Origin of the sequence: Streptomyces sp. MNU76 (assembly GCF_020982545.1) — a bacterium.
In the GTDB taxonomy this organism is placed as follows: domain Bacteria; phylum Actinomycetota; class Actinomycetes; order Streptomycetales; family Streptomycetaceae; genus Streptomyces.
This window is the reverse complement of the sequence record NZ_JAJKLK010000003.1, coordinates 1,212,520-1,234,454: the sequence shown is the minus strand read 5'-3', so window position 1 is coordinate 1,234,454 and position 21,935 is coordinate 1,212,520. Positions and strand designations below refer to the sequence as shown.

The 21,935-nt window shown below is 70.9% G+C and carries 19 protein-coding genes; 1 reads left to right on the top strand and 18 read right to left on the bottom strand.

Translation table 11 applies throughout. The annotated features are described in order from the left end of the window. Window positions 1-13: 13 nt before the first annotated feature. The 18 genes from E4N62_RS11820 to E4N62_RS11740 form a co-directional block, all read right to left on the bottom strand. Complete coding sequence (locus E4N62_RS11820) at window positions 14-1,423, bottom strand: aspartate aminotransferase family protein (RefSeq protein WP_230213827.1); 1,410 nt, start codon at window positions 1,421-1,423, stop codon at window positions 14-16. Then, a complete protein-coding gene (dxs, locus tag E4N62_RS11815) occupies window positions 1,420-3,393 on the bottom strand; it encodes a 1-deoxy-D-xylulose-5-phosphate synthase (protein ID WP_230213826.1) in 1,974 nt (657 codons plus the stop codon). Before dxs ends, E4N62_RS11820 begins: the two co-directional genes overlap by 4 nt. Before the next feature lie 40 nt (window positions 3,394-3,433). Then, a complete protein-coding gene (gene ispG / locus E4N62_RS11810) occupies window positions 3,434-4,591 on the bottom strand; it encodes a flavodoxin-dependent (E)-4-hydroxy-3-methylbut-2-enyl-diphosphate synthase (protein WP_230213825.1) in 1,158 nt (385 codons plus the stop codon). Between the two features lie 4 nt (window positions 4,592-4,595). Beyond that, entirely contained in the window at window positions 4,596-5,627 is a 1,032-nt protein-coding gene (gene hpnH, locus E4N62_RS11805) for an adenosyl-hopene transferase HpnH (protein WP_230213824.1), read from the bottom strand. Between the two features lie 5 nt (window positions 5,628-5,632). Next, the gene (locus tag E4N62_RS11800; protein ID WP_230213823.1) at window positions 5,633-6,277 is read right to left on the bottom strand and encodes a 1-hydroxy-2-methyl-2-butenyl 4-diphosphate reductase; all 645 of its coding nucleotides are present in this window, start codon (window positions 6,275-6,277) and stop codon (window positions 5,633-5,635) included. After that, on the bottom strand, window positions 6,277-8,271 hold the full coding sequence (gene shc / locus E4N62_RS11795; protein WP_230213822.1) for a squalene--hopene cyclase: 1,995 nt from the start codon (window positions 8,269-8,271) through the stop codon (window positions 6,277-6,279). Before shc ends, E4N62_RS11800 begins: the two co-directional genes overlap by 1 nt. 138 nt (window positions 8,272-8,409) lie before the next feature. Then, window positions 8,410-9,555, bottom strand: a complete 1,146-nt coding sequence (locus E4N62_RS11790) for a polyprenyl synthetase family protein (protein WP_230213821.1) — start codon at window positions 9,553-9,555, stop codon at window positions 8,410-8,412. Next, window positions 9,552-10,979: a hydroxysqualene dehydroxylase HpnE gene (gene hpnE, locus E4N62_RS11785; RefSeq protein WP_230213820.1), complete on the bottom strand. Its 1,428-nt coding sequence runs from the start codon at window positions 10,977-10,979 to the stop codon at window positions 9,552-9,554. The genes E4N62_RS11790 and hpnE overlap by 4 nt, the downstream gene beginning before the upstream one ends. Next, window positions 10,976-11,116: a DUF6380 family protein gene (locus E4N62_RS49340; RefSeq protein ID WP_221523719.1), complete on the bottom strand. Its 141-nt coding sequence runs from the start codon at window positions 11,114-11,116 to the stop codon at window positions 10,976-10,978. The genes hpnE and E4N62_RS49340 overlap by 4 nt, the downstream gene beginning before the upstream one ends. Then, window positions 11,116-12,066: a presqualene diphosphate synthase HpnD gene (hpnD, locus tag E4N62_RS11780; protein ID WP_230213819.1), complete on the bottom strand. Its 951-nt coding sequence runs from the start codon at window positions 12,064-12,066 to the stop codon at window positions 11,116-11,118. The genes E4N62_RS49340 and hpnD overlap by 1 nt, the downstream gene beginning before the upstream one ends. Further along, window positions 12,063-12,965 carry a squalene synthase HpnC gene (gene hpnC / locus E4N62_RS11775; RefSeq protein WP_230213818.1) on the bottom strand — a complete coding sequence of 301 codons (903 nt, stop codon included), beginning with the start codon at window positions 12,963-12,965 and terminating at the stop codon, window positions 12,063-12,065. The genes hpnD and hpnC overlap by 4 nt, the downstream gene beginning before the upstream one ends. A 430-nt stretch (window positions 12,966-13,395) precedes the next feature. Beyond that, complete coding sequence (locus tag E4N62_RS11770; RefSeq protein WP_045556817.1) at window positions 13,396-14,163, bottom strand: ABC transporter ATP-binding protein; 768 nt, start codon at window positions 14,161-14,163, stop codon at window positions 13,396-13,398. Beyond that, window positions 14,156-15,085: an ABC transporter permease gene (locus E4N62_RS11765; protein WP_230213817.1), complete on the bottom strand. Its 930-nt coding sequence runs from the start codon at window positions 15,083-15,085 to the stop codon at window positions 14,156-14,158. The genes E4N62_RS11770 and E4N62_RS11765 overlap by 8 nt, the downstream gene beginning before the upstream one ends. A gap of 95 nt (window positions 15,086-15,180) precedes the next feature. Then, window positions 15,181-16,053, bottom strand: a complete 873-nt coding sequence (locus E4N62_RS11760) for a glycosyltransferase (RefSeq protein ID WP_268269320.1) — start codon at window positions 16,051-16,053, stop codon at window positions 15,181-15,183. A gap of 8 nt (window positions 16,054-16,061) precedes the next feature. Continuing rightward, entirely contained in the window at window positions 16,062-16,790 is a 729-nt protein-coding gene (locus E4N62_RS11755) for a CDP-alcohol phosphatidyltransferase family protein (RefSeq protein WP_086801655.1), read from the bottom strand. Window positions 16,791-16,818: 28 nt separating this feature from the next. Continuing rightward, complete coding sequence (locus tag E4N62_RS11750) at window positions 16,819-17,883, bottom strand: iron-containing alcohol dehydrogenase family protein (RefSeq protein ID WP_230213815.1); 1,065 nt, start codon at window positions 17,881-17,883, stop codon at window positions 16,819-16,821. Continuing rightward, complete coding sequence (locus E4N62_RS11745) at window positions 17,871-18,623, bottom strand: sugar phosphate nucleotidyltransferase (protein ID WP_184902007.1); 753 nt, start codon at window positions 18,621-18,623, stop codon at window positions 17,871-17,873. Before E4N62_RS11745 ends, E4N62_RS11750 begins: the two co-directional genes overlap by 13 nt. Then, the gene (locus E4N62_RS11740) at window positions 18,620-20,431 is read right to left on the bottom strand and encodes a DUF5941 domain-containing protein (protein ID WP_230214096.1); all 1,812 of its coding nucleotides are present in this window, start codon (window positions 20,429-20,431) and stop codon (window positions 18,620-18,622) included. The genes E4N62_RS11745 and E4N62_RS11740 overlap by 4 nt, the downstream gene beginning before the upstream one ends. Before the next feature lie 403 nt (window positions 20,432-20,834). Here E4N62_RS11740 and galE point away from each other — a divergent pair, with 403 nt between their 5' ends. Further along, complete coding sequence (gene galE, locus E4N62_RS11735) at window positions 20,835-21,806, top strand: UDP-glucose 4-epimerase GalE (protein ID WP_230213814.1); 972 nt, start codon at window positions 20,835-20,837, stop codon at window positions 21,804-21,806. Window positions 21,807-21,935: the final 129 nt, after the last annotated feature.

The following is a 21,935-nucleotide window of genomic DNA, read 5'->3' as shown; positions in this document are numbered from 1 at the left end:
GCGGTTCAGCGGTTCAGCGGTTGGCGACCGCCTGCTTCACCAGTGTCCTGCCGAAGTCCCACATCAGTCCGCCCCCGCTGTGCGCGTCGTCCATCACCTCCGTGAAGGCGGAGACGAACCGGTCCACCTCCCGTTCCCCGATGATCAGCGGCGGGATCAGCTTGATCACCTCCAGGTGGTCGCCCGAGACCTGGGTGAGGATGCGGTGCCGTCGCAGCAACGGTACGACGACCATCTGGGCGAAGAGTCCCTTGCGGGCCGCCTGGAGCATGGTCCAGCGGCCGCGCAGCTTGAGCGAGCTGGGCCTGCCGAACTCGATGCCGATCATCAGTCCGCGACCGCGTACGTCGCTGAGCAGCTCGTACTTGTCGACCAGGGCCGTGAGCCTGCTCTTCAGCAGCTCCCCCGTGGCCCGGGCGTGGGCTACGATCCGCTCGTTCTCCATGACCGAGAGGACGGCGAGCCCGGCGGCCATGGCCTGGGCGTTGGAGCCGAAGCTCGCGGAGTGGACGAGGACCCGGTCCATCGACGAGTAGACCTTCTTGAAGATCCAGTCCTTGCCGAGGGTCGCGCCGACGGGGACATAGCCGCCGGAGAGCGCCTTGGCCACACAGACCAGGTCCGGTTCGACGCCGTCCTCGTGCTGGTAGGCGTAGAAGTCCCCGGTGCGGCCGAGCCCGGTCTGCACCTCGTCGACGATCAGTAGAGCCTTGTGCCGGTGCAGCAGTTCCTGGGCGGCGCGCAGATAGCCGGGCGGCGCCTCGTACACGCCCTTGCCCTGAATGGGCTCGACGACGAGGGCGGCGACGTCGCCCTTGCGCGCCTCCCTCTCCAGCGCGTCGAGATCACCGAGCGGTACGGCCGTGTCGGGGAGCAGCGGTGCGAAGCCGTCCCGGAAGCCGTCCTCGCCGTTGACGGAGAGCGAGCCGGTGGTGAGTCCGTGGAAGGCGTGCTCGCAGTAGAGGACGCGGGGTCTGCCGGTGGCGTACCGGGCGAACTTCAGCGCGGTCTCGACGGCCTCCGTGCCGCTGTTGCCGAAGAACACGCGGTCCAGGTGCGGACTGTGGGTGAGCAGTCTCTCGGCGAGCAGTCCGGGCAGCGGCTGGCAGTCGAAGCGGGTCAGGTCGGCGAGCCCCGCGTCGAGCACGTCGTGCAGGGCCTTGCGGACCACGGGGTGGTGACGGCCGAGCCCCATGACCCCGAACCCGGCGAGCATGTCGAGGTGGTCGGCGCCGTCCGTGTCCCAGAAGTACGCGCCCTCGGCCCGCTCGTAGACCTTGTCGAAGCCGATGGTGTGCAGCATGCGCGGGAGTTGGTGGTTGAGGTACCGGGCGTGGAGTTCGTAGCGTTCGGCTCCGCGCTCGGCGAGGAGTGCGCCGAGGTCGAACTGCTCGGATTCCGGCGCTGGTTCCAGGGTGGTCATTCCGGTTTCTCCTCGGCGGGCTCGGCCTTCGACGGGGCGTGCTCGGCGAAGTCGTCCCGGGCGGCCAGCGACGCGCTGATCCGCCCGGCGATCTCGACGGGCGTCAGCCCTATGTCCGCCAGCACCTCCGCGCGTTTGGCGTGCGCGAGGAACTGCTCCGGGATGCCGAACCGCCGTACGGGTACGTCGACCTCGGCGTCCCCCAGGGCGAGGGCGACGGCCGAACCGACGCCGCCGGCCCGGCTGTTGTCCTCCACGACGGCCACCAGCCGGTGTTCGTCGGCGAGCCACGGCAGCGCCGGATCGACCGGCTTGACCCAGCGCGGGTCGACGACGGTGCAGCCGATGCCCCGTGTCCGGAGCAGTTCGGCGGTCTGGAGACACACCGACGCCATCACACCGACGGCGACGAGCAGCACCTGCGGGCGCTCCGAGGACTCGGCGGGCCCCTCGGACGGGGAGCGGGTCCCCCCGGACGGGGAGCGGTACAGCACGTCCATGCCGCCCACCCGCTCCAGGGACGGGATCTCCGGCCCCACCGACTCCTTGGGGAACCGGATCAGGGTGGGGGCGTCGTCCACGGCCACCGCTTCCCGCAGCTGTGCGCGCAGTTGCTCGGCGTCGCGGGGGGCGGCGATCCGCAGCCCGGGTACGACCTGGAGGACGGACATGTCCCACATGCCGTTGTGCGACGCGCCGTCGACGCCGGTCACCCCGGCCCGGTCCAGGACGAAGGTGACTCCACACCGGTGCAGGGCCACGTCCATCAGCAGTTGGTCGAAGGCCCGGTTGAGGAAGGTCGCGTAGATCGCCACGACCGGATGCAGCCCGCCCGTCGCCAGTCCTGCGGCCGAGACCGCGGCGTGCTGCTCGGCGATGCCGACGTCCCACACCCGGTCGGGGAACTTCTCCGCGAACCTGCCGAGGCCCACCGGGTGCAGCATGGCGGCCGTGATCGCCACGACGTCCTCGCGCTCGTCCCCGATCCGCACGATCTCGTCGCCGAAGACCGACGTCCAGGACGGTCCCCCGGCCGGGGTGAGCGGTTCGCAGGTCAGCGGGTCCATCACGCCGACGGTGTGGAAGTGGTCCTCCTCGTTCGCGAGGGCGGGCTCGTAGCCGCGGCCCTTCTGTGTCAGGCAGTGCACCAGGACGGGCCCGTGGAAGCGTTTGGCGCGGCGCAACGCGGACTCGACCGCCCTGGTGTCGTGTCCGTCGATCGGTCCGACGTACTTCAGGCCCAGGTCCTCGAACATGCCCTGTGGCGCGAAGGCGTCCTTGAAGCCCTTCTTCGCCCCGTGCAGCGCCTCGTAGACCTCCCTGCCGACGACCGGGGTGCGCAGCAGGACATCCTTGCCCCAGGCGAGGAACTGCTCGTAGCCGTCGGTGGTGCGCAGGGTCGCGAGATGGTTGGCGAGGCCGCCGATGGTGGGTGAGTAGGAGCGTTCGTTGTCGTTGACGACGATGATGAGCGGCCGGTCCTTGGCGGCGGCGATGTTGTTGAGGGCCTCCCAGGCCATACCGCCGGTCAGGGCGCCGTCGCCGATGACCGCGACGACATGGCCCTTCTCCCCCCGCACCTGGCGGGCCTTGGCGAGGCCGTCCGCCCAGCCGAGGGCGGTGGAGGCGTGGCTGTTCTCGACGATGTCGTGCTCGGACTCCTCGCGCGAGGGGTAGCCGGACAGGCCGCCCTTGCCGCGCAGCTTCGAAAAATCCTGACGACCCGTCAGAAGTTTGTGCACATAGCTCTGGTGACCGGTGTCCCAGACGATCCGGTCCACTGGTGATTCGAAGACCCGGTGGAGCGCGACGGACAGTTCCACCACCCCCAGGTTGGGCCCCAGGTGCCCCCCGGTCCTGGCGACCGCGTGCACCAGGAACTCCCGGATCTCATCGGCCAGTTCCCCGAGTTCCGCCTCGGTCAGCGCCTTCAGGTCGCGCGGTTGCCGGATGTTCTCCAGAATCGTCACGTCGGGCCCCCTCTCGGTCCGTGCTCTTCAGCCCGTGTCGTCAACTCACGGTGACCGCCGGTTCCCCCGACGCGACGCCGTCCTTCTCCATCTGCTCGGCGATCTTCATCGCCTCGTCGATGAGGGTCTCCACGATCTTCGACTCGGGCACGGTCCTGATGACCTCGCCCTTGACGAAGATCTGCCCCTTGCCGTTGCCGGAGGCGACCCCCAGGTCCGCCTCCCGCGCCTCCCCGGGTCCGTTGACGACGCAGCCCATGACCGCGACCCGCAACGGGACCTCCATGCCTTCCAGACCGGCGGTCACCTCGTCCGCCAGCCGGTACACATCGACCTGCGCCCGCCCGCACGAGGGGCACGAGACGATCTCCAGCCGCCGCTGCCGCAGGTTCAGCGCTTCCAGGACCTGGATGCCGACCTTGATCTCCTCGACCGGCGGGGCGCTCAGCGAGACCCGGATCGTGTCGCCGATCCCCTCGCTGAGCAACGCCCCGAAGGCGACGGCGGACTTGATCGTGCCCTGGAAGGCCGGACCGGCCTCCGTCACGCCCAAATGCAACGGGTAGTCGCACCGGGCGGCCAGCTGCCGGTACGCCTCGATCATCACGACGGGGTCGTTGTGCTTGACCGAGATCTTGATGTCCCGGAAGTCGTGCTCCTCGAACAGCGACGCCTCCCACAGCGCGGACTCCACCAGCGCCTCGGGGGTGGCCCTGCCGTACTTCTGGAGCAGCCGCCGGTCGAGTGAACCGGCGTTGACCCCGATCCGGATCGGGGTGTCGTGGTCCTTCGCCGCCCGCGCGATCTCCTTGACCTTGTCGTCGAACTGCTTGATGTTGCCGGGGTTCACCCGTACCGCCGCGCAGCCGGCCTCGATCGCCGCGAAGACGTACTTCGGCTGGAAGTGGATGTCCGCGATCACGGGGATCTGCGACTTGCGTGCGATGGTGGCGAGGGCGTCCGCGTCGTCCTGTGTGGGACAGGCGACCCGGACGATCTGGCAGCCGGACGCGGTGAGTTCGGCGATCTGCTGCAGGGTGGCGCCGACGTCCGACGTACGGGTCGTCGTCATCGACTGCACCGACACCGGGGCCCCGCCCCCCACCGCCACCGGGCCGACCTGGATGCGCCGCGAGGTGCGGCGCTCCGCGATCGGTCGGACGGGCAGCTCGGGGACGCCCAGCGACACGGCGGTCATCACATCACCCCTGGTTCCCGTGGTTCGAGGAGACGGTCTCGCGCAGGGCGCGCAGGGATTCCTTCAGCGATCCCATGGTGGCGAGGACGGCGGTCGGTTCGTAGCCGCAGTGCGCCATGCAGTTGGCGCAGCGCGGGTCCTTGCCCCGGCCGTACGCGTCCCAGTCGGTGTCCTCGATCAGCTCCCGGTACGTCGTGACGTACCCGTCGCTCATCAGGTAGCAGGGCCGCTGCCAGCCGAACAGCGAGTAGTTGGGGATGGCCCACGCCGTGCACGGGAAGTCGACCCTGCCCTCCAGGAAGTCGAGGAACAGGGGTGAGTGGTTGAGCCGCCAGCGCCGCCGGTTGCCGCCGGAGAAGGCCTTCTTGAACAGTTCGCGGGTCTGCTCGACGCCGAGGAAGTGCTCCTGGTCGGGAGCCTTCTCGTAGGCGTAGGCGGGCGAGATCATCATCTCGTCGACCTTGAGGTCGTCGTTGAGGAAGTTCAGGACCTCGATGACGGTCTGCGGGGTGTCGGTGTTGAAGAAGGTGGAGTTGGTGGTCACCCGGAAGCCGCGCCGCTTCGCCTCCTTGATGGCGGCCACGGCCTCGTCGAACACCCCCTCCTTCGCCACGGACTCGTCGTGCCGCTCCCGCAGCCCGTCGATGTGCACCGCGAACGCGAAGTACGGCGAGGGCTTGAACTTGTCCATCTTCTTGCGCATGAGCAGGGCGTTGGTGCACAGGAAGACGTACTTCCGCCTCGCCACCAACTGCCGCACGATCTCGTCGATCTTCGGGTGCATCAGGGGCTCGCCGCCGGCGATCGACACCATCGGCGCACCGGACTCCAGAACGGCGCCCACGGCCTGCGCCACCGGCATGCGCTGCTTCAGCACACCCGCCGGATGCTGGATCTTGCCGCAGCCCTCACACTTCAGATTGCAGGCGTAGAGCGGTTCCAGCTCGACGATCAGCGGGAACTTGTCCCGCCTGCGGAGCTTCTGTTCGGCGAGATACGTCGCCACCTTGATGGACTGGCGGAGCGGCATGGCCATCTGGCTCACCTCCGGGGGAGCAGCAGGGAACGGTGCCATTCGTAGTAAGCGGGAAGGACGGCACGAAGGACGCGGAAAGCTGATATTCCACCGCGTACCGTGCCGATCCGGACCAGTTCATGTTCTGGAGCGTCCACGACCACCCGGACGGCCGCAACCGGGCGTGCGCCCGCTCTCACGGCGCGGTGGAGCGTGACCGCGGATTCCATGTCGACCGCGATCGCGCCGGTCGCGAACAGGTCCGCCCGCTCCTGCCCCCGTACGACGTGGTCCGATCCGGTGAGCGGGCCGGTGTGGATCGTGCGCCCCGGTACGGCCCTCGCCAGCTCCTCGACCAGCAGTTCGGTGCCCACACAGGGGGTGACGGCGCCGTCGGGGCCACGGGTCTCCCCGGCGACGACCAGATCGCCGGGGTGCATGCCCGGGGCGAGCCCGGCGCAGAACCCGGTGGCCAGGACCGCCGCGTGGCGCAACCCTGGGCCGGCGAGCAGCCGGGCGACGGACCGCTCGGCGGCCCTGGGGCCCATGCCGGTGCGCAGGACGGTGACCGGGCCACCGGCGCCTCCCCGGTCGCCGCTGCGCAGGGCGAGGTGCTCGATGCCGAGCGCGCAGGCGATCAGCAGCGGGACCGGGGCGGCGGGCGTGTCCATCAGCGGCCCTGGGCTGTGAGGACGGCCGGTTCGCCGTGGACGTACCGGCCGAGCGCGGTGAGCGGGAAGACCTGCCGGTAGAGGTGGTAGTTGATCGAGAAGTCCCAGGGGAAGCCGGTGCCGGTGAAGTACGGCTCGTCCCAGGAGCCGTCCTCCCGCTGGGTCTGGGCCAGCCACTCGACGCCGCGTTCGGTGGACTTGGCGTCCCGCTCCCCCGCTGCCAGCAGCGCGAGCAGCGCCCACGCGGTCTGGGAGGCGGTGGAGGCGCCCTTGCCGCCCCACTCGGCGGGGTCGGGGTAGGACCGCAGGTCCTCGCCCCAGCCTCCGTCGTCGTTCTGCACGGTCTCCAGCCAGGCCACGGCCCGGCGGATCGCGGGGTGCGCGGCGGGCAGCCCGGCGGTCACCAGCGCGGGGACCACCGAGCCGGTGCCGTACACGTAGTTGACGCCCCAGCGCCCGAACCACGCGCCGTTCGGCTCCTGTTCGGCGAGCAGCCACTCGATGGCGCGCCGGGTGCGCGGGTCGTGGGACAGGCCCTCGACCGCGAGCATCTCCACCACGTGCGCCGTGACGTCGGCGGACGGCGGGTCGATGACCTCGCCGAAGTCGCAGAACGGCAGCCGGTTGGGGAACGGGCTGGTGTTGTCGACGTCGAAGGCGCCCCAGGCCCCGTTGCGCGACTGCATGCCGGCGGTCCAGCGCACCCCCCGCCGGACGGCCTTCTCCACGCGCTCCGGGTCGGAATGGGCCACCCGGCGCAGCGCGAGGACGACCTCGGCGGTGTCGTCGATGTCGGGGTAGTTGTCGTTGTGGAACTCGAAGGCCCAGCCGCCCGGCGGGAGGTGGGGGCGCTTCACCGCCCAGTCGCCGGGGCGGACGATCTCCTCCCCGAGCATCCAGTCGGCGGCTCTGACGAGTTGGGGGTGGTCGGCGGGCAGGCCCGCGTCGGCGAGCGCGATGGTGGCGAGGCAGGTGTCCCACACCGGCGACTGGCAGGCCTCGATCATCCGGGCCCCGTCCTCGCGCCACACGGCGAACCGGTCGAGCGACTCCAGCCCGGCACGCATCACGGGGTGGTGGAGGTCGTAGCCGAGCAGGTGCAGCGCGATCAGCGAGTACACGGCCGGGGGCTGGATGCCGCCCCAGCAGCCGTCGTTCTCCTGCCGTTCGACGATCCAGCGGGCCGCGCTGTTCATCGCGGCCTTGCGCAGCCGCTTCAGCGCCACCTTGTGATAGCCGTGCAGGAGCCGGTCGATCCTCTGGAAGGCGCCCTCCCAACTACCCAGTGGGTCAAGGGGCTTGGGCGGGTTCGGGCGCCCGGGGTCGGTGTGCAGCTCGTCCAGCGGGAACGGCGCGGGCCGCACGGGACGCTTCGCCGAGACCACCGTCAGCGGCACGATCGTCTGCCTCGCCCAGCAGCCGAAGTCGTAGATGTTCAGCGGCATCCACTTCGGGAACCAGATGATCTCCGGCGGCATCTCCGGCAGGTCGTCCCACTTCCACCAGCCGAACAGCGCCAGCCAGATACGGGTGAAGACCCGGGCGGCGGCGATCCCGCCCCGCTCGCGGATCCACGCGGAGGCCCGCGCCATGTGCGGCGCGCCGGGGTCGTCCCCGGCCAGCCGCAGCGCGACGTAGGCCTCGACGGTGGCGGAGAGGTCGGGCGGGCCGCCGTGGAAGGTGGCCCAGGTTCCGTCCGGGCGCTGCTCGCCTCTGATGAACAGGGCGGCCGCATGGGTGGTCTTCTCGTCGCGGATGCCGAGGAACTGACGGAGCAGCAGGTCCTCGGCGTCCATGGTGACGTTGGTCTCCAGGTCGCCCTTCCACCAGCCCTGGGCGTCCTGCCGGGAGAGGAGGAAGTCGGTGGCGCGTCGTACGGCGAGCGCGGCGGCGTCCTGGACCCCTGCCGCCGGCGCGGTGTCGTGGTCGGTGTCGCTGGCCGAGGGGGCTCGGGGCGGCAGTGCCCCGGTGCTTCCGTCGGTCGTCGCTGTCATGGCTTCCCCTTCGTGCAGTGGACGGATCTCTCTGCGGTGGGTCAGCCGTCGGCCGGTGCGTGTCCGGTGACGGGGCACCGGCCGGCGACTACGCGAGGGCTATTCGACCGATGACGGTCGGCTCCTGGGGGATGGCGATCATCTCTTCCGTACGACGACGAAGTCCGCGAGGGCCGCGAACTCCTCCCGGACCCGCTCGGGCATCCGGATCGAGTCCAGCGCATCGATGGCGATCCGGTGCTGGCGGCGTGCCTCCTCGACGGCCCACTCGCGGCCGCCCGCCTCCTCGATGAGGGCGGCGCGCGCGGCGAACTCCGCCTCGGAGAAGTTCGCGAAGTCGCTGGCCTTGGCGTCGGCGGCGAGGAGTTCGCCCAGCTGCTCGGAGGCCGGGCCACCGGCCGCGAGCGCGGCCACGACGGGCAGGGACTTCTTGCGCTGGCGCAGATCGCTCCAGGTCTGCTTGCCCGTGGACACCGGGTCGCCCCAGATGCCCAGCAGATCGTCCACGGCCTGGAAGGCGAGGCCGAGGTGGTAGCCGTACCTCTCCAGCGTGTCGGCGGTGTGGTCGTCCGCACCGCCGAGGACCGCGCCGATGGAGCAGGCGCAGGCGAGCAGGGCGCCGGTCTTGTTGCCCTCCATCTCCAGGCACTCCTCGACGGTGACCCGCTCGCGGTGCTCGTAGGAGATGTCCTGGGCCTGTCCGTCGACGAGCGCGCGGGTCGCCGTGGTGACGCGGCGGGTGGCGCGGGCCGCCTCGACGGTGCCCAGTTCGAGGAGGATCTCGTTGGCCAGGACCATCAGCGCGTCCCCGACGAGGATGGCCTGCGCGGGGCCGTGCACCTTCCACACGGTGTCGCGGTGGCGGCGCTGCTCGTCGCCGTCCATCAGGTCGTCGTGCAGCAGCGAGAAGTTGTGCACCAGCTCCACGGCCACCGCGCCGGGGATGCCGACCTCGGGCGCGGCGCCGGTGACCTCGGCGGACATGACGGCGAGCGCGGGGCGTACGGCCTTGCCGCCGTCGCCGTCCGCCGGGTTGCCGTGGGCGTCGATCCAGCCGAAGTGGTAGGCGGCGACGGTGTCCATGGGGGGCGCCAGCCGGTCGACGGCCGCCCGCAGCACGGGGGTGGCCAGGGTCCGCCCGCGCTCCAGGAGCGCGGTCACGTCCACCGCGGTCCTCGCGGCGGCCGTCACGGCCGGGGGCACAGTGGGCACAGTCTCTCCAGAGGTCGATGTGTTCGCGGTACCGAGAGTGCGGTCGCCGGTCCGGTGCGCTTCGAGCGTCATGCCGCCTCCTCGTGGTCGAGGAGGCGGTTCCGGGGCCGGCCCGGAGCGGCGAGGGCGGCCTCCGCCGCCGCGATGCCGCTGCGAACCGCACTCTCCATGGTCGCGGGCCACCCGGTGGCGGTCCACGCTCCGGCCAGGTACAGGCCGGGTGCCTTGGTGCGGGCGCCGGGCCTGAGCCGTCCGACGCCGGGGGTGGGAGCGAAGGTCGCGGTGCGCTCCCGGGTCACGAAGAAGTCCTTCACCTCGGCGCCGCGCGTGCCGGGCAACAGCCGTTCCAGCTCGGGCAGATATCGCTCGCGCAGGACGGAGACCGGTGCGTCGATCTCGTTCCGCGCGGCCGACTGCGACAGCGCCAGGTACTGGCCCTCCCGCAGGCCCGAGGCCTCGGTCCGGTCGAAGACCCACTGGACGGGTGAGCCGAGCGCCGCGAAGAACGGCCGGCCGAGCACCTTACGGTCGTACACCACATGGACGTTGAGGATCGGGGCGGTGCCGATCTCCAGCAGCCGCCCGGGCCCGTCGAGGGCTCCCTCGGGCAGCAGGTCGTACGTTTCGCGCTGGGGCACGGCGAGCACGACGGCGTCCGCGTCGAGGGTCTCGCCGGGCACCTCGACCCGCCAGTTCCCGTTCTCCGTACGGGAGACGGAGGTGGCGCGGGCGCGCAGCACGGTGCGCACGCCCGCCGAGTCCAGCGCCTTGCGGGCCTTCCGGTCGTGCAGTTCGCCGAGCGGCACCCGGGCCCAGCCGATGTCGGCGGCGCCCGGCTCGGACAGCAGGCCCGTCTTGAACACCATCGCGGCGAGCGCGAGGGAGGCGTCACCGGCCACCGCGTTGAGGGTGGCGACCCCCACGAGGTCCCACAGCGCCTCGACGGCCCGCGCCGACTGCCCGTGCGCGGCGAGCCAGCCGCCGAAGTCCTGTGCGTCCAGGGCCGGATCGGCGAGGTCGAGCGCCTTCAGCGCCAGCGCGGCCCGCCCCACCCCGGCGCGCTCGGTGAGCGAGAGATGGGTGTACGTGGCGAGGCTGCGCCCCAGGTGCAGCGGTACGGGCAGCGCGTCGCGGCGCAGTCTGCCGAGCCGCCTGCCCGGCCGTCCCTCGGCGTCGAGAACGGGCACGTCGAGACGATCCTGCACGGGCGCGAGCGCGGCGGCGTCGACGCGGTCGAGGAACCAACGGTAGGCGGTGCAGCACCGCAGGTACACGTGCTGTCCGTTGTCGACGGTCAGGTCGCCGCGCTGGAAGGAGAAGGCGAGTCCGCCGAGGCGGGGCCGTCCTTCAAGGAGCGTGACCCGCGCACCGGCGTCGGCGAGCGAGAGCGCGGCGGTGATGCCGGCGAGCCCTCCGCCGATCACCACGGCCGTGCTGCGGGGCCGGTCCTCACGGTCCGTTCCCCTCGGTTGCCGGGACTGCGTGCCATCGGTCATCGTGCACCCTCCCCTGCCGGTCCGCCGGGGTGCCGAAGCGGTTCACGGCGGACCGTCGCAGTCTGGGACGCCCCACCGGTGCGGAGGGTTGCGTACCACTTTTCGCCGATGGGTTCTCCTTGAACCGGATTGTCCATCAGACGCGCCTCCTGACGGTACGGCGAGACACATGGCGGGCGTCCAGACCCGAGAGGCCGCGCACGGCGACGTACGCCTTCTCCCGGCCGGGCAGCGAGACGCGCCCGCGCAGCACCGCCTCCGGCTCGCGCTCGATGCGGTCGAGCAGCCGGCGGTAGATGCCGGCCATGGCGGCGACACAGGCGCCGCTGCGGCGGTCGAGCATCGGCAGCAGCCGGTACCCCTCGGCGAACAGGGCGCGGGCCCGGCGCACCTCGAAGTGCACCAGGCCCGCGAAGTCGGAGTCCGCGGGTGGCAGCGGCCCGGCGAACCCGGCCGAGCAGCCGAACTTCGCGAGGTCGTCGGAGGGCAGATAGGTTCGCCCGCCCTGCGCGTCCTCCCGAACGTCCCTGAGGATGTTGGTCAGTTGGAGAGCGAGGCCGAGGGTGTCGGCGTACTCCGGCGCGCGTTCCGCGCCGCGCGCCCCGGGTTCGGTGCCGAAGACGCCGAGCGAGAGCCTGCCGATGGCCCCCGCGACGCAGCGGCAGTAGACCTTGAGGTCTTCCCAGGTCTCGTAGTGCTCCCCGTGCACGTCCATGAGGACGCCGTCGATGAGTTCGTCGAGGGCGTCGAGGGGGATCGGGAAGGCGGCCGACGCGTGGGCGAGGGCGACCGCGACGGGGTCCGTGTCGTCCTCGTCGACGGAGCCGCTCCTGACCCGGGTCAGCAGCGCCCTGGTCTCCTCCAGCCTGCCCGCCTTGACCTCGATCGCGAGGGCACCGTCACCGATGTCGTCGACGCGCCGGGAGAAGGCGTACAGCGCGGACATCGCGCGGCGCTTGGGCGTCGGCAGCAGCCTGATGCCGTAGGCGAAGTTGCGGGCCTGTTGTCCGGTGACGGCCTCGCAGTAACTGTAGGCGGCGAGTACCGGCGCGGACACGTGTGGTTCCGACTCCACGGTCCGGATCACCCCTCTCCTCGCAGGGTCGCGCCCACCTCGCGCAGCAGCCGGAGCTTGCCGGGCTTGGGCGGGCCGGGAAGTACGTCGAATGCGGCGGCGGCGATGGCGTGGACCGCCGCCCTTCCTCCCGCCACGAACCCCGCGAGGAGCAGCCTCAGCCTGCCGTGGACGCTGCCCACGAGGGGGGCGCCCTCATCGAGGAGAAGGCGGGCGCGTTCCGCCTCGTACGCGATCAGGGCGCGCGCCGACGCTCCCGCGGTGGGCGCGACGAGGTCCTTCTCCTGGACGTGGAAGCGCTTCATGTCCGCGGCGGGCAGATAGATCCGGTCGCGGCCCAGGTCCTCGGCGACGTCCTGGAGGTGTTCGACGATCTGCAGCGCGGTGCAGATCGCGTCCGAGTGCCGGACCCGCTCGGGGGTGGTCGCGCCGGTGACGGCGAGGACCAGGTGGCCGACGGGGTTGGCGGACAGGGCGCAGTAGGCGAGCAGGTCGTCGTAGGTCTCGTACCGCTTGACCAGCTGGTCCTGGCGGTTGGCGGCGATCAGCGCGAGGAACGGCTCGGGGGTGAGGCGGTGGCGGCGGACGGTGTGCCGCAGCCCGCGCAGCAGGGGGTGGTTCGGGGTGCCGTCGAAGACCTTGCCGAGGTCGGCCTCGAAGGCGTCCAGGAGGAGCAGTGGATCGTCCGCGTCCTGCGGGGCGAGACCGAGGAGGCGGGCATCGGCACCGCCGGGGGCGAGATCGCCGTCGCCGATGTCGTCGACGAGGCGGGCGAAGCCGTAGATTGCCATGAGGTCGTCGCGCCAGGCCCGGGGCAGGAAGAACGGGGCGACGGGAAAGTTCTCGGCCCCGGCCTTGTCGAGGGTGTCGCGCTCCGGGTTCCCGGCGCGCGCCGTCCCGGTTTCGGTCACCGCTCGTCACCCGGCACGGGAACGGCAGAAGCGTGGTTGCGCTGGGGAGTCTCCGTAGCCATGGCCGTCACATCTCCCGTTCTACACTGCCGACCCAATACGCACTATTTCGGACACGCCGCCCGGTGGGCGGCGTCTGCGGCGGATGCCGGGTGTCGCGCATTATGGACCCACTTGCCGCGATTCGGCACCGGTACAGCTTACGTTGTACAACGCACCATGCTTCGTGGGGGTGTCCTGCACATCACAAGAACGCACCGATTACCCCCAAGATTCCTATGGGCGGCCGGAGTTGACGCTTCCTTGCCGAAGTTGGCGTTTCCTTTGCGGATACCGCCCCCAGGCTGCCGGACGAGCGCCTCGCCCCGGTCTCCCTTGCAAACGCCGGGCCCCGCCGGAGCAGTTCCGGCGGGGCCCGGGTCGTGCGGGACTACTTGCCCGTGAACTTCTCGTATTCCTTGAGCACCTCGTCGGTCGGGCCGTCCATGCGCAGTTCGCCGCGCTCCAGCCACAGCACGCGGTCACAGGTGTCGCGGATGGACTTGTTGTTGTGACTGACCAGGAAGACCGTGCCGGCCTCCTTGCGCAGCTCGCGGATGCGGGCCTCGGAGCGCTTCTGGAAGGCGCGGTCACCGGTGGCGAGGGCCTCGTCGATCATCAGCACGTCGTGGTCCTTCGCGGCCGCGATGGAGAACCGCAGACGGGCCGCCATGCCGGAGGAGTACGTGCGCATCGGCAGGGTGATGAAGTCGCCCTTCTCGTTGATGCCGGAGAAGTCGACGATCCCCTGGTAGCGCTCCTTGATCTGGTCGCGGGACATGCCCATCGCCAGGCCGCCCAATATGACGTTGCGCTCGCCCGTGAGGTCGTTCATCAGGGCGGCGTTCACGCCGAGCAGGGAGGGCTGGCCGTCGGTGTAGACCTTGCCCTTCTCCGCCGGAAGCAGACCCGCGATCGCGCGCAGCAGGGTGGACTTGCCGGAGCCGTTGGAGCCGATCAGACCGATGGCCTCGCCCCGGTAGGCGACGAAGGAGACGCCCTTGACGGCGTGCACCTTGCGCACCCCGCGTTCCTCGCCGCGCTTGAGGATGCGGCTGAGGGCCGCGGTGGCGCTGCCCTTGCCGGTCTTGGCTCCGTTGACGCGGTAGACGATGTGCAGCTCGTCCGCGATGACGGTGGGGATGAGTGACTCAGCCACGGCCGTACCTCTCCTCCGCCTTCCAGAAGTACACGAAGCCGCCGAGCGCGATCAGTACGGCCCAGCCGACCGCGACCGCCCACACGTGCGGGGGCAGGTTCTCCGAGCCGTAGCCGTCGATCAGCGCGAAGCGCATCAGGTCCATGTAGATCGCCGCCGGGTTCCACTGGAGAACGTCGGCGATCCACTTGGGGTGGTCCTCCAGCATCACCGGGATGGAGAACATCACGCCGGAGGCGTACATCCAGGTCCGCATCACGAACGGCATCAGCTGCGCGAGGTCCGGGGTCTTGGCGCCCATCCGGGCCATGATCAGCGCGAGCCCGGTGTTGAAGAGGAACTGCAGCACCAGCACGGGCAGGATCAGCAGCCAGGACAGGCGCGGGTAGCTGCCGAAGCCGACCGCGACGCAGAACAGCACGATCATCGAGAACATCAGCTGCTGGAGCTGCTGGAGCGCGAAGGAGATGGGCAGCGAGGCGCGCGGGAAGTGCAGGGCGCGCACCAGGCCCAGGTTCCCGGAGATCGCGCGGACGCCGGCCATCACCGAGCTCTGGGTGAAGGTGAAGACGAACACACCCGTGACCAGGAACGGGATGTACACCTCGCGGGGCATGCCGCGATCGGCACCCAGGATGAGGCCGAAGATCAGGAAGTACACCAGCGCGTTGAGCAGCGGGGTGGCCACCTGCCACAGCTGGCCGAGCTTGGCCTGGCTGTACTGCGCGGTGAGCTTCGCCTGGGAGAAGGCGAGGATGAAGTGGCGCCGCCCCCACATCTGGCGGACGTACTCCACGAGTCCGGGCCGGGCGCCGCTCACGGCGAGCCCGTACTTGGCGGCCAGTTCCGTCGCGGAGAGCCCGTCGTCGGGCGACGGACGGTCGCTCACCACAACCCTGCCGTCATGCGTTGTCTCACTCACAAATGGAAACTTTCGTCCTCAAAGTGCGCAGCCTGGTCGGGCCGAGGCGGAAACCTGGACCGGGTACGGCCGCATGCTCTCAGATTTCGAGCTTGTCAGATGACGGGAGGTCGTCCCAGCCGGGTCAGCCGCCACACCGTACGCCACTTCATGGGCCGGCGGGGACCACAGGGGCTCGTCCAGCCCTCCTTGAAGCCGCCGAACCAGGCCTTCAGGGCAGGCCCGGAGGGCTTGCGGAGCAGGGTCAGCAACAGCCAGACGCCCAGATAGACCGGGACGAGCGGCGCGGGGAGGTTACGGCGCGCGAGCCAGACGCGGTTGCGCGCGACCATGCGGTGGTAGACCGCGTGCCGGGAGGGCGCGGTCGTGGGGTGGTACAGCACCATGTCGGACCGGTAGTCGATCATCCAGCCCGCGTCGAGGGCCCGCCATGCCAGGTCGGTTTCCTCGTGCGCGTAGAAGAACTCGTCCGGGAGGCCGCCGACTTCGGCGAAGACCTGCGTGCGTACGGCGTTGGCGCCGCCGAGGAAGGTGGTGACCCGGGAGGAGCGCATCGGATCGGCGGCCCGCAGCCGGGGGACATGGCGCCGCTGGGTCTCGCCGGTGTCGGGGTCGGCGATGCGGAAGCTGACGATGCCGAGCCTCGGGTCGTCCTCGAACGCCTTGCGACAGAGTTCGGCGGTGTCGTGGTGCGCGAGCAGACCGTCGTCGTCGAGGAAGAGCAGCACGTCGACGTCCCGGCCGCTGGGGCCGAACGCCTCTATGCCCATGTTGCGCCCGCCGGGGATGCCGAGGTTCTCCGGCAGCTCGACCGTCCGGACGCCCTCGGGGACGTCCGGGACGGGCGAGCCGTTGCCGACGACGACCGCCTCGACCCGGTCGCCCTCCTGCTTGGCGACCGAGTCGAGGAGGGCGCGGAGTTCGTCGGGGCGGTTGCCCATGGTGATGATCACCGCGCCGACCTTCATGCCGCCGCTCACTTCAGCCTGCTGGAGACGAGGATCGACACCAGGTGCAGCAGGGTCTGGAGCAGGGCGATGCCGGCCAGGACGGCGACGCCCACCCGGGAGAAGAAGAGGTCGCCCCGGATCTGGTCCACGACCGCGAGGGCCAGGATCAGCAGGGACGCCTCGACGCCGAGGATCAGCCGGTGGAACTTCAGGGCGGCGGCGGCCCTGCGGGCCAGCGCCATGCCGGAGGAGCGCGGCTCGGCGGCCGACTCCTGGACCGGCGGCTTGCCGGTCTGGTGCCGGGCGACGCCCACGAGGTCCGTCTCGGCCTTGATCAGGATGGCGCCGAGCGCGGCGAGGGTGCCGAGGAAGGCCCACAGCCAGTCGATCCGGCCGGTGCCCCACAGGTCGGCCGCGCGCAGCCCGAAGCCGACGAGGACGGCCGCGTCGCACAGGTAGGCGCCGACCCGGTCGACGTAGACGCCGGTCATCGAGTACTGCTTGCGCCAGCGGGCGATCTCGCCGTCGACGCAGTCGAACAGCAGGTACAGCTGGACCATCAGCACACCGAGGACGGCGCCCGGGATGCCCGGCACCAGCAGGGCCGGGGCGGCGAGGACGCCGAAGACGGTCATCAGGTAGGTCAGCTGGTTGGGCGTGACCCGGGTGTTCACCAGGTGCCGGTCTATCCGCAGCGAGATCTCGCGCATGTAGAGCCGGCCGGCCCAGTGCTCACCGCTGCGCCGGTCCTTCACACCCGGGGGGTGAACGACCGGGCGCAGCTCAGCTACTGATGGCTTTGGCATAGTCGGCGTAGGCGTCCTTGATCTGTTCGGTGCTCAGTTCGAGGTGTTCCAGGATGGTGTAGCGGCCCGGCCGGGTCTGCGGGGCGAACTCCACGACCTGGACGAACTCGTCGACCGTGAAGCCGATCTCCTCCGGGAGGACGGGCAGGCCGTGGTGGCGCAGCACCTCGGTCATCTGGCCCGCGATCTCGTGGTGGCCGCGCAGGAACGTGGCGAACGCCCCGCCGAGACCGCACTGTTCGCCGTGCAGGGCGTTCCGCTTGGGGAACGTGAGGTCGAACGCGTGGCTGATCTCGTGGCAGGCGCCCGAGGCGGGACGGCTGTCGCCGGCCACCGACATGGAGATCCCGCACAGGACGAGGGACTCGGAGAGCGTGGTCAGGAAGTCGTCGTCGCCGACCCCACCGGGGTGACGCAGCACGGCCTCGGCGGCCTGGCGGGCCATGGCGGCGGCCAGTCCGTCGACCTTCTCGCCGGTCTCCCGGCTGGACAGCTCCCAGTCGGCCACGGCGGAGATCTTGCAGATCACGTCGCCGATGCCGGCTCGCACGAAGCGCACCGGGGCCTCCCGGATGACATCCAGGTCGATGACGATGCCGATCGGGTTCGGCACACCGTAGGAGCCGCGGCCCGCGTCGTTGTCGAGGGTGGCCACCGGGGAGCACAGACCGTCGTTGGCGAGGTTGGTGGCGACGGCGACCAGCGGCAGGCCCACCCGGGCGGCCGCGTACTTGGCGCAGTCGATGACCTTGCCGCCGCCGAGCCCGACCACGGCGTCGTAGTGACCGCCCTTCTTGATCGAGTCGGCGAGCCGTACCGCTCCGTCGATGGTGCCGTCGGCGTCGCAGAACCAGTCGGCCTCCGGGAACGCCGGGGCGAACCGGTCGCGCAGCGCCGCGCCGGAGCCGGCGCTGATCGCGAAGGCCAGCCGGCCCGACGGCGCGATGCGCTGGTCCGACAGGATCGTCGCCAGATCATCGAGCGCGCCGGGACGGATGTCCACGACGACCGGCGAGGGGATGAGCCTCGTCAGTACTGGCACGCGATCTCACGTCCCTTGGCGAGGTCGTCGTGGTTGTCGATCTCGACCCACTTGACGTCACCGATGGGCGCGACGTCGATACGGAAGCCGCGGTTCACGAGCTCCTGGTAGCCGTGCTCGTAGAACTGCTGCGGGTCCGTCTCGAAGACCGTCTTCAGGGCGTCGGCCAGCTCGTCGGCGGCCTCGCCCTCGATGAGGGTGACGCCGATGTACTCACCGGTCGCCTCGGCCGGGTCCATCAGCTTGGTGATCTTGGTCATGCCGCCCTCGGGGCCGACGACGACCTTCATCTCCTCGTCGGCGAGGGACTTCACCGTGTCGAGGGCGAGGATGATCTTCTTGCCGTCGCCGCGGGCGGCGAGCAGGGTCTTCTCGACGGAGACCGGGTGCACGGTGTCGCCGTTGGCGAGGATCACCGAGTGCTTGATGGCGTCACGGCCGCACCACAGGGAGTAGGCGTTGTTCCACTCCTCGGCCTTGTCGTTGTCGATCAGGGTGATCTTGAGCCCGTACTTGGCCTCCAGCGCCTCGCGGCGCTCGTAGACGGCCTCCTTGCGGTACCCGACGATGATCGCGACCTCGGTCAGGCCGATCTCGGCGAAGTTGCCGAGGGTGAGGTCGAGAACGGTGAGGCTGTCCTCGGCGCCCTCGGGGCCGACCGGCACCAGAGCCTTGGGAAGGGTGTCGGTGTAGGGGCGAAGACGCCGTCCGGCGCCGGCCGCCAGCACGAGGCCGATCATGCGGGTTCTCCTTCATCGTGTACGGCGGGTGCGCCTGTCTTGTGGGCGGTCACCCAGAAGCGGATGCTCTCGAAGAGCACCAGCAGTGCCACGGCCACGGCGAGAGCCGTGAGCGCGACTGTGAAATCTGTGGGCGCGAGCAGCGCGGCCAGGACGGTGACCAGCAGGGTCCTGCCTTCGTGGCCGCCGATCGCCCGCACCAGCCACCGCGGCGGCGCGCCGGCGTCGCCGCGGATGCGGTACACCGTGTCGTAGTGATGGTAGGCGACGGCCGCCACCAGCCCGAAAGCCGCGGGAAGGGCGCCGTTCACCTCGGCTTTGGCCGCCAGTACGAGGACGGTGCCGTATTCGGCGGCGCGGAAGAAGGGGGGAATCAGCCAGTCGAGGGGGCCCTTGAGGGAGCGCTCGACGGCCTCCGCCGACAGCCCGACGTACAGGGCGGCCATGGCGACGACCTGCCAGGAAGCGCCCCAGACCCAGGCGGCGGTCACCACGGCCACGGCTCCGAATGCCGCGCTGAGCAGTGCCGTCCCCCGCGGCGGGCCCGGCAGGAGCCGCGCCAGCCCTTCGGCGAGCGGGCCGGTGTCCGCGAGGTCCGCGAGCGCTCTGGCCGCGCGGTCCGTCCGCTGGGCCTTGCGCGTCAGCGAGCGCAGGACGCGGCCCGCCGTGGTGTAGGTCGCGGCGAAGGCACAGCCGATGAGCAGCGCGTAGAAGGTGATACGGGGTGTGGTGAGGGCCGTGAGGACGGCGATCATGGCCCAGCGTTCGCCGATCGGCAGGACGATCATGCGGCGGATCCAGACGGTCCAGCCGACGCTGTCGAGCTTGCCGGAGAGGGCGGCGGTGGGGCTGGTGTTGGCGGTGGCGTCGTGGTTCGCCTCGTTGAAGGAGAAGTCGACGACGTGGCGGCAGGTCTGGAGGACCATCGCGGCGAGCGCGAGCGCCCAGACGTCGTCGCCGCCGCGGGCGGCGCCCAGCGCGAGGCCCGCGTAGTAGGCGTACTCCTTGGCGCGGTCGAAGGTGGCGTCGAGCCAGGCGCCGAGCGTCGAGTACTGCAGCGAGTAGCGGGCCAGCTGGCCGTCGGTGCAGTCGAGGACGAAGGAGAAGAGCAGCAGGAGGCCGGCCGCGACGAAGCCGCCGCGGGTGCCGGTGGCAGCGCAGCCCGCCGCGATCAGGGCGGTGATCAGCGAGGCCGTGGTGACCTGGTTCGGGGTCAGGCCCCGGCGGGCGCACCAGCGGGCGATGTAACGGGAGTACGGGCTGATGCAGTAGGTGGTGAAGAAGCCGTCACGGGACTTCACCGCCGTGCGCAGCCGTACGGCCTCGTCGTCGACGTCGGCGACCGCCCGGCGGGCCTCGTCGCGAGCCTGCGGGTCGGCGGGGACGGCGGCGACCAGGGTGCCGAGTTCGGGCCGGTAGAGGCCGACACCCTCGGCGTCGAGGGCGGTGACGATCCGGTCGGCGACGCCGACGCTGTCGACGGCGACGGCCGCGGTGCCGCCCTCGGCCGAGTTCTCGCGGGCCAGCGCCCGGGTCAGCGCCTGCCGGGCGGCGGGCCGCACGGTCACGGCGCCCGGGAGGGCGGCGGCGTCGAAGCGGGGGTCGGTCAGTCCCAGGCGCAGCGCGTGCACATGGCCGACGAAGCGGGCGTCGACGATCGCGACCCGCTGGTCCGCGGGCACCGTCGCCAGGAGCGTCTCGGCGTCACCGGCGTCGGAGGCGGTCCGCACGTCGAAGCCGAGCGACCGCAGATCGCCCTCCAGCGACGACCCGGGGACCGGCTGACCGGTGAGGATGGCGGTCGACAGACGAACTCACTCCCTGGGTGCCGACGCGACCGCGCCGGACATGTACGTGGTGGGGGCGCCCCGGCCCGCTGGGACCCGGCGGCGTGTCGGCAGAGGTTATCGGATGAAGAGAAGCGGGCGTTCACCGCCCGTTCACGGCCGGATCAGTTCGGCCTGCTCAAGCCGTCGGCCCTCCGCCGCCGATCATCATCGTGGATGTGGGGGTTGCGCCACAAACTCCGGTGCGGATATCGGTTGATAGGGGGTAAAGGGATGGGGTTCGCTCGTCGACGGACGGCGACGTTCCGCGCCCTCCAGGGGCGCGGGGAAGGACGCGAGCACCCGCCCACGACCCGCCGCCCGCCAACCCTGCACACCGCCTACGGGGAACAGGCACAACGCACCCCCCGCATAAGGTGAGCGCATGACATGGCTGATCACAGGCGGGGCGGGCTACATCGGCGCACACGTGGCGAGGGTCATGACCGGGGCCGGCGAGCAGGTCGTCGCACTGGACGACCTCTCCGCGGGGGTCCGTGGCCGCCTCCCCGAGGACATCCCGTTGATCCACGGCTCCGCCCTCGACGGCGACCTCCTCAAGCGCGCCCTCACCGAGCACTCCGTGACCGGTGTGGTCCACCTCGCGGCCCGCAAGCAGGTGGGCGAGTCCGTCGCCCAGCCCACCCGCTACTACCAGGAGAACGTCGGCGGACTCGCCACGCTCCTGGAGGCGGCGGCCACCGCCGGGGTCGAGCGCTTCGTCTTCTCCTCCTCCGCCGCCGTCTACGGCAACCCGGACACGGACCTCATCACGGAGGACACCCCGTGCGCCCCGATGAGCCCCTACGGCGAGACCAAGCTGGCCGGGGAATGGCTGGTCCGGGCGGCGGGGAAGGCGCACGGCATCGCGACCGTGTGCCTGCGCTACTTCAACGTGGCCGGCGCCGCCGAACCCGCCCTGGCCGACACCGGGGTCTTCAACGTCGTCCCGATGGTCTTCGACCGCCTCACCCGCGACGAGGCCCCGAGGATCTTCGGCGACGACTACCCCACCCCGGACGGCACGTGTGTCCGGGACTACATCCATGTCGCCGATCTCGCCGACGCGCACCTGGCGGCGGCCCGCCGTCTCACCGCCGGGGACGTCTCGGGCGACCTGACCGTGAACATCGGCCGGGGCGAGGGCGTTTCGGTCCGCGAACTCGTCGACCTCATCGGCGAGGTGACCGGGGACAGCCGTCCCGCACTCGTCGAGCCCCGCCGCCCGGGTGACGCGCCGCGCGCGGTCGCCTCGGCCGAGCGGGCCCGGCGCGAACTCGGCTGGACGGCCCGGCGCGAGGTGCGCGAGATGGTCGAGTCGGCCTGGGCGGGCTGGCGGCTGCACCACGGTCACTGACCCTCCCCGCCCTACGCCCCCGATCATGGCAACGCTCTGACCTGCACATCGTTTCCGCAGGTCAGAGGATATGACAACGGTGTTCAGTGCCGCTTTGCCGGATACCCCCCACCCGTAGTTGACTGTGGT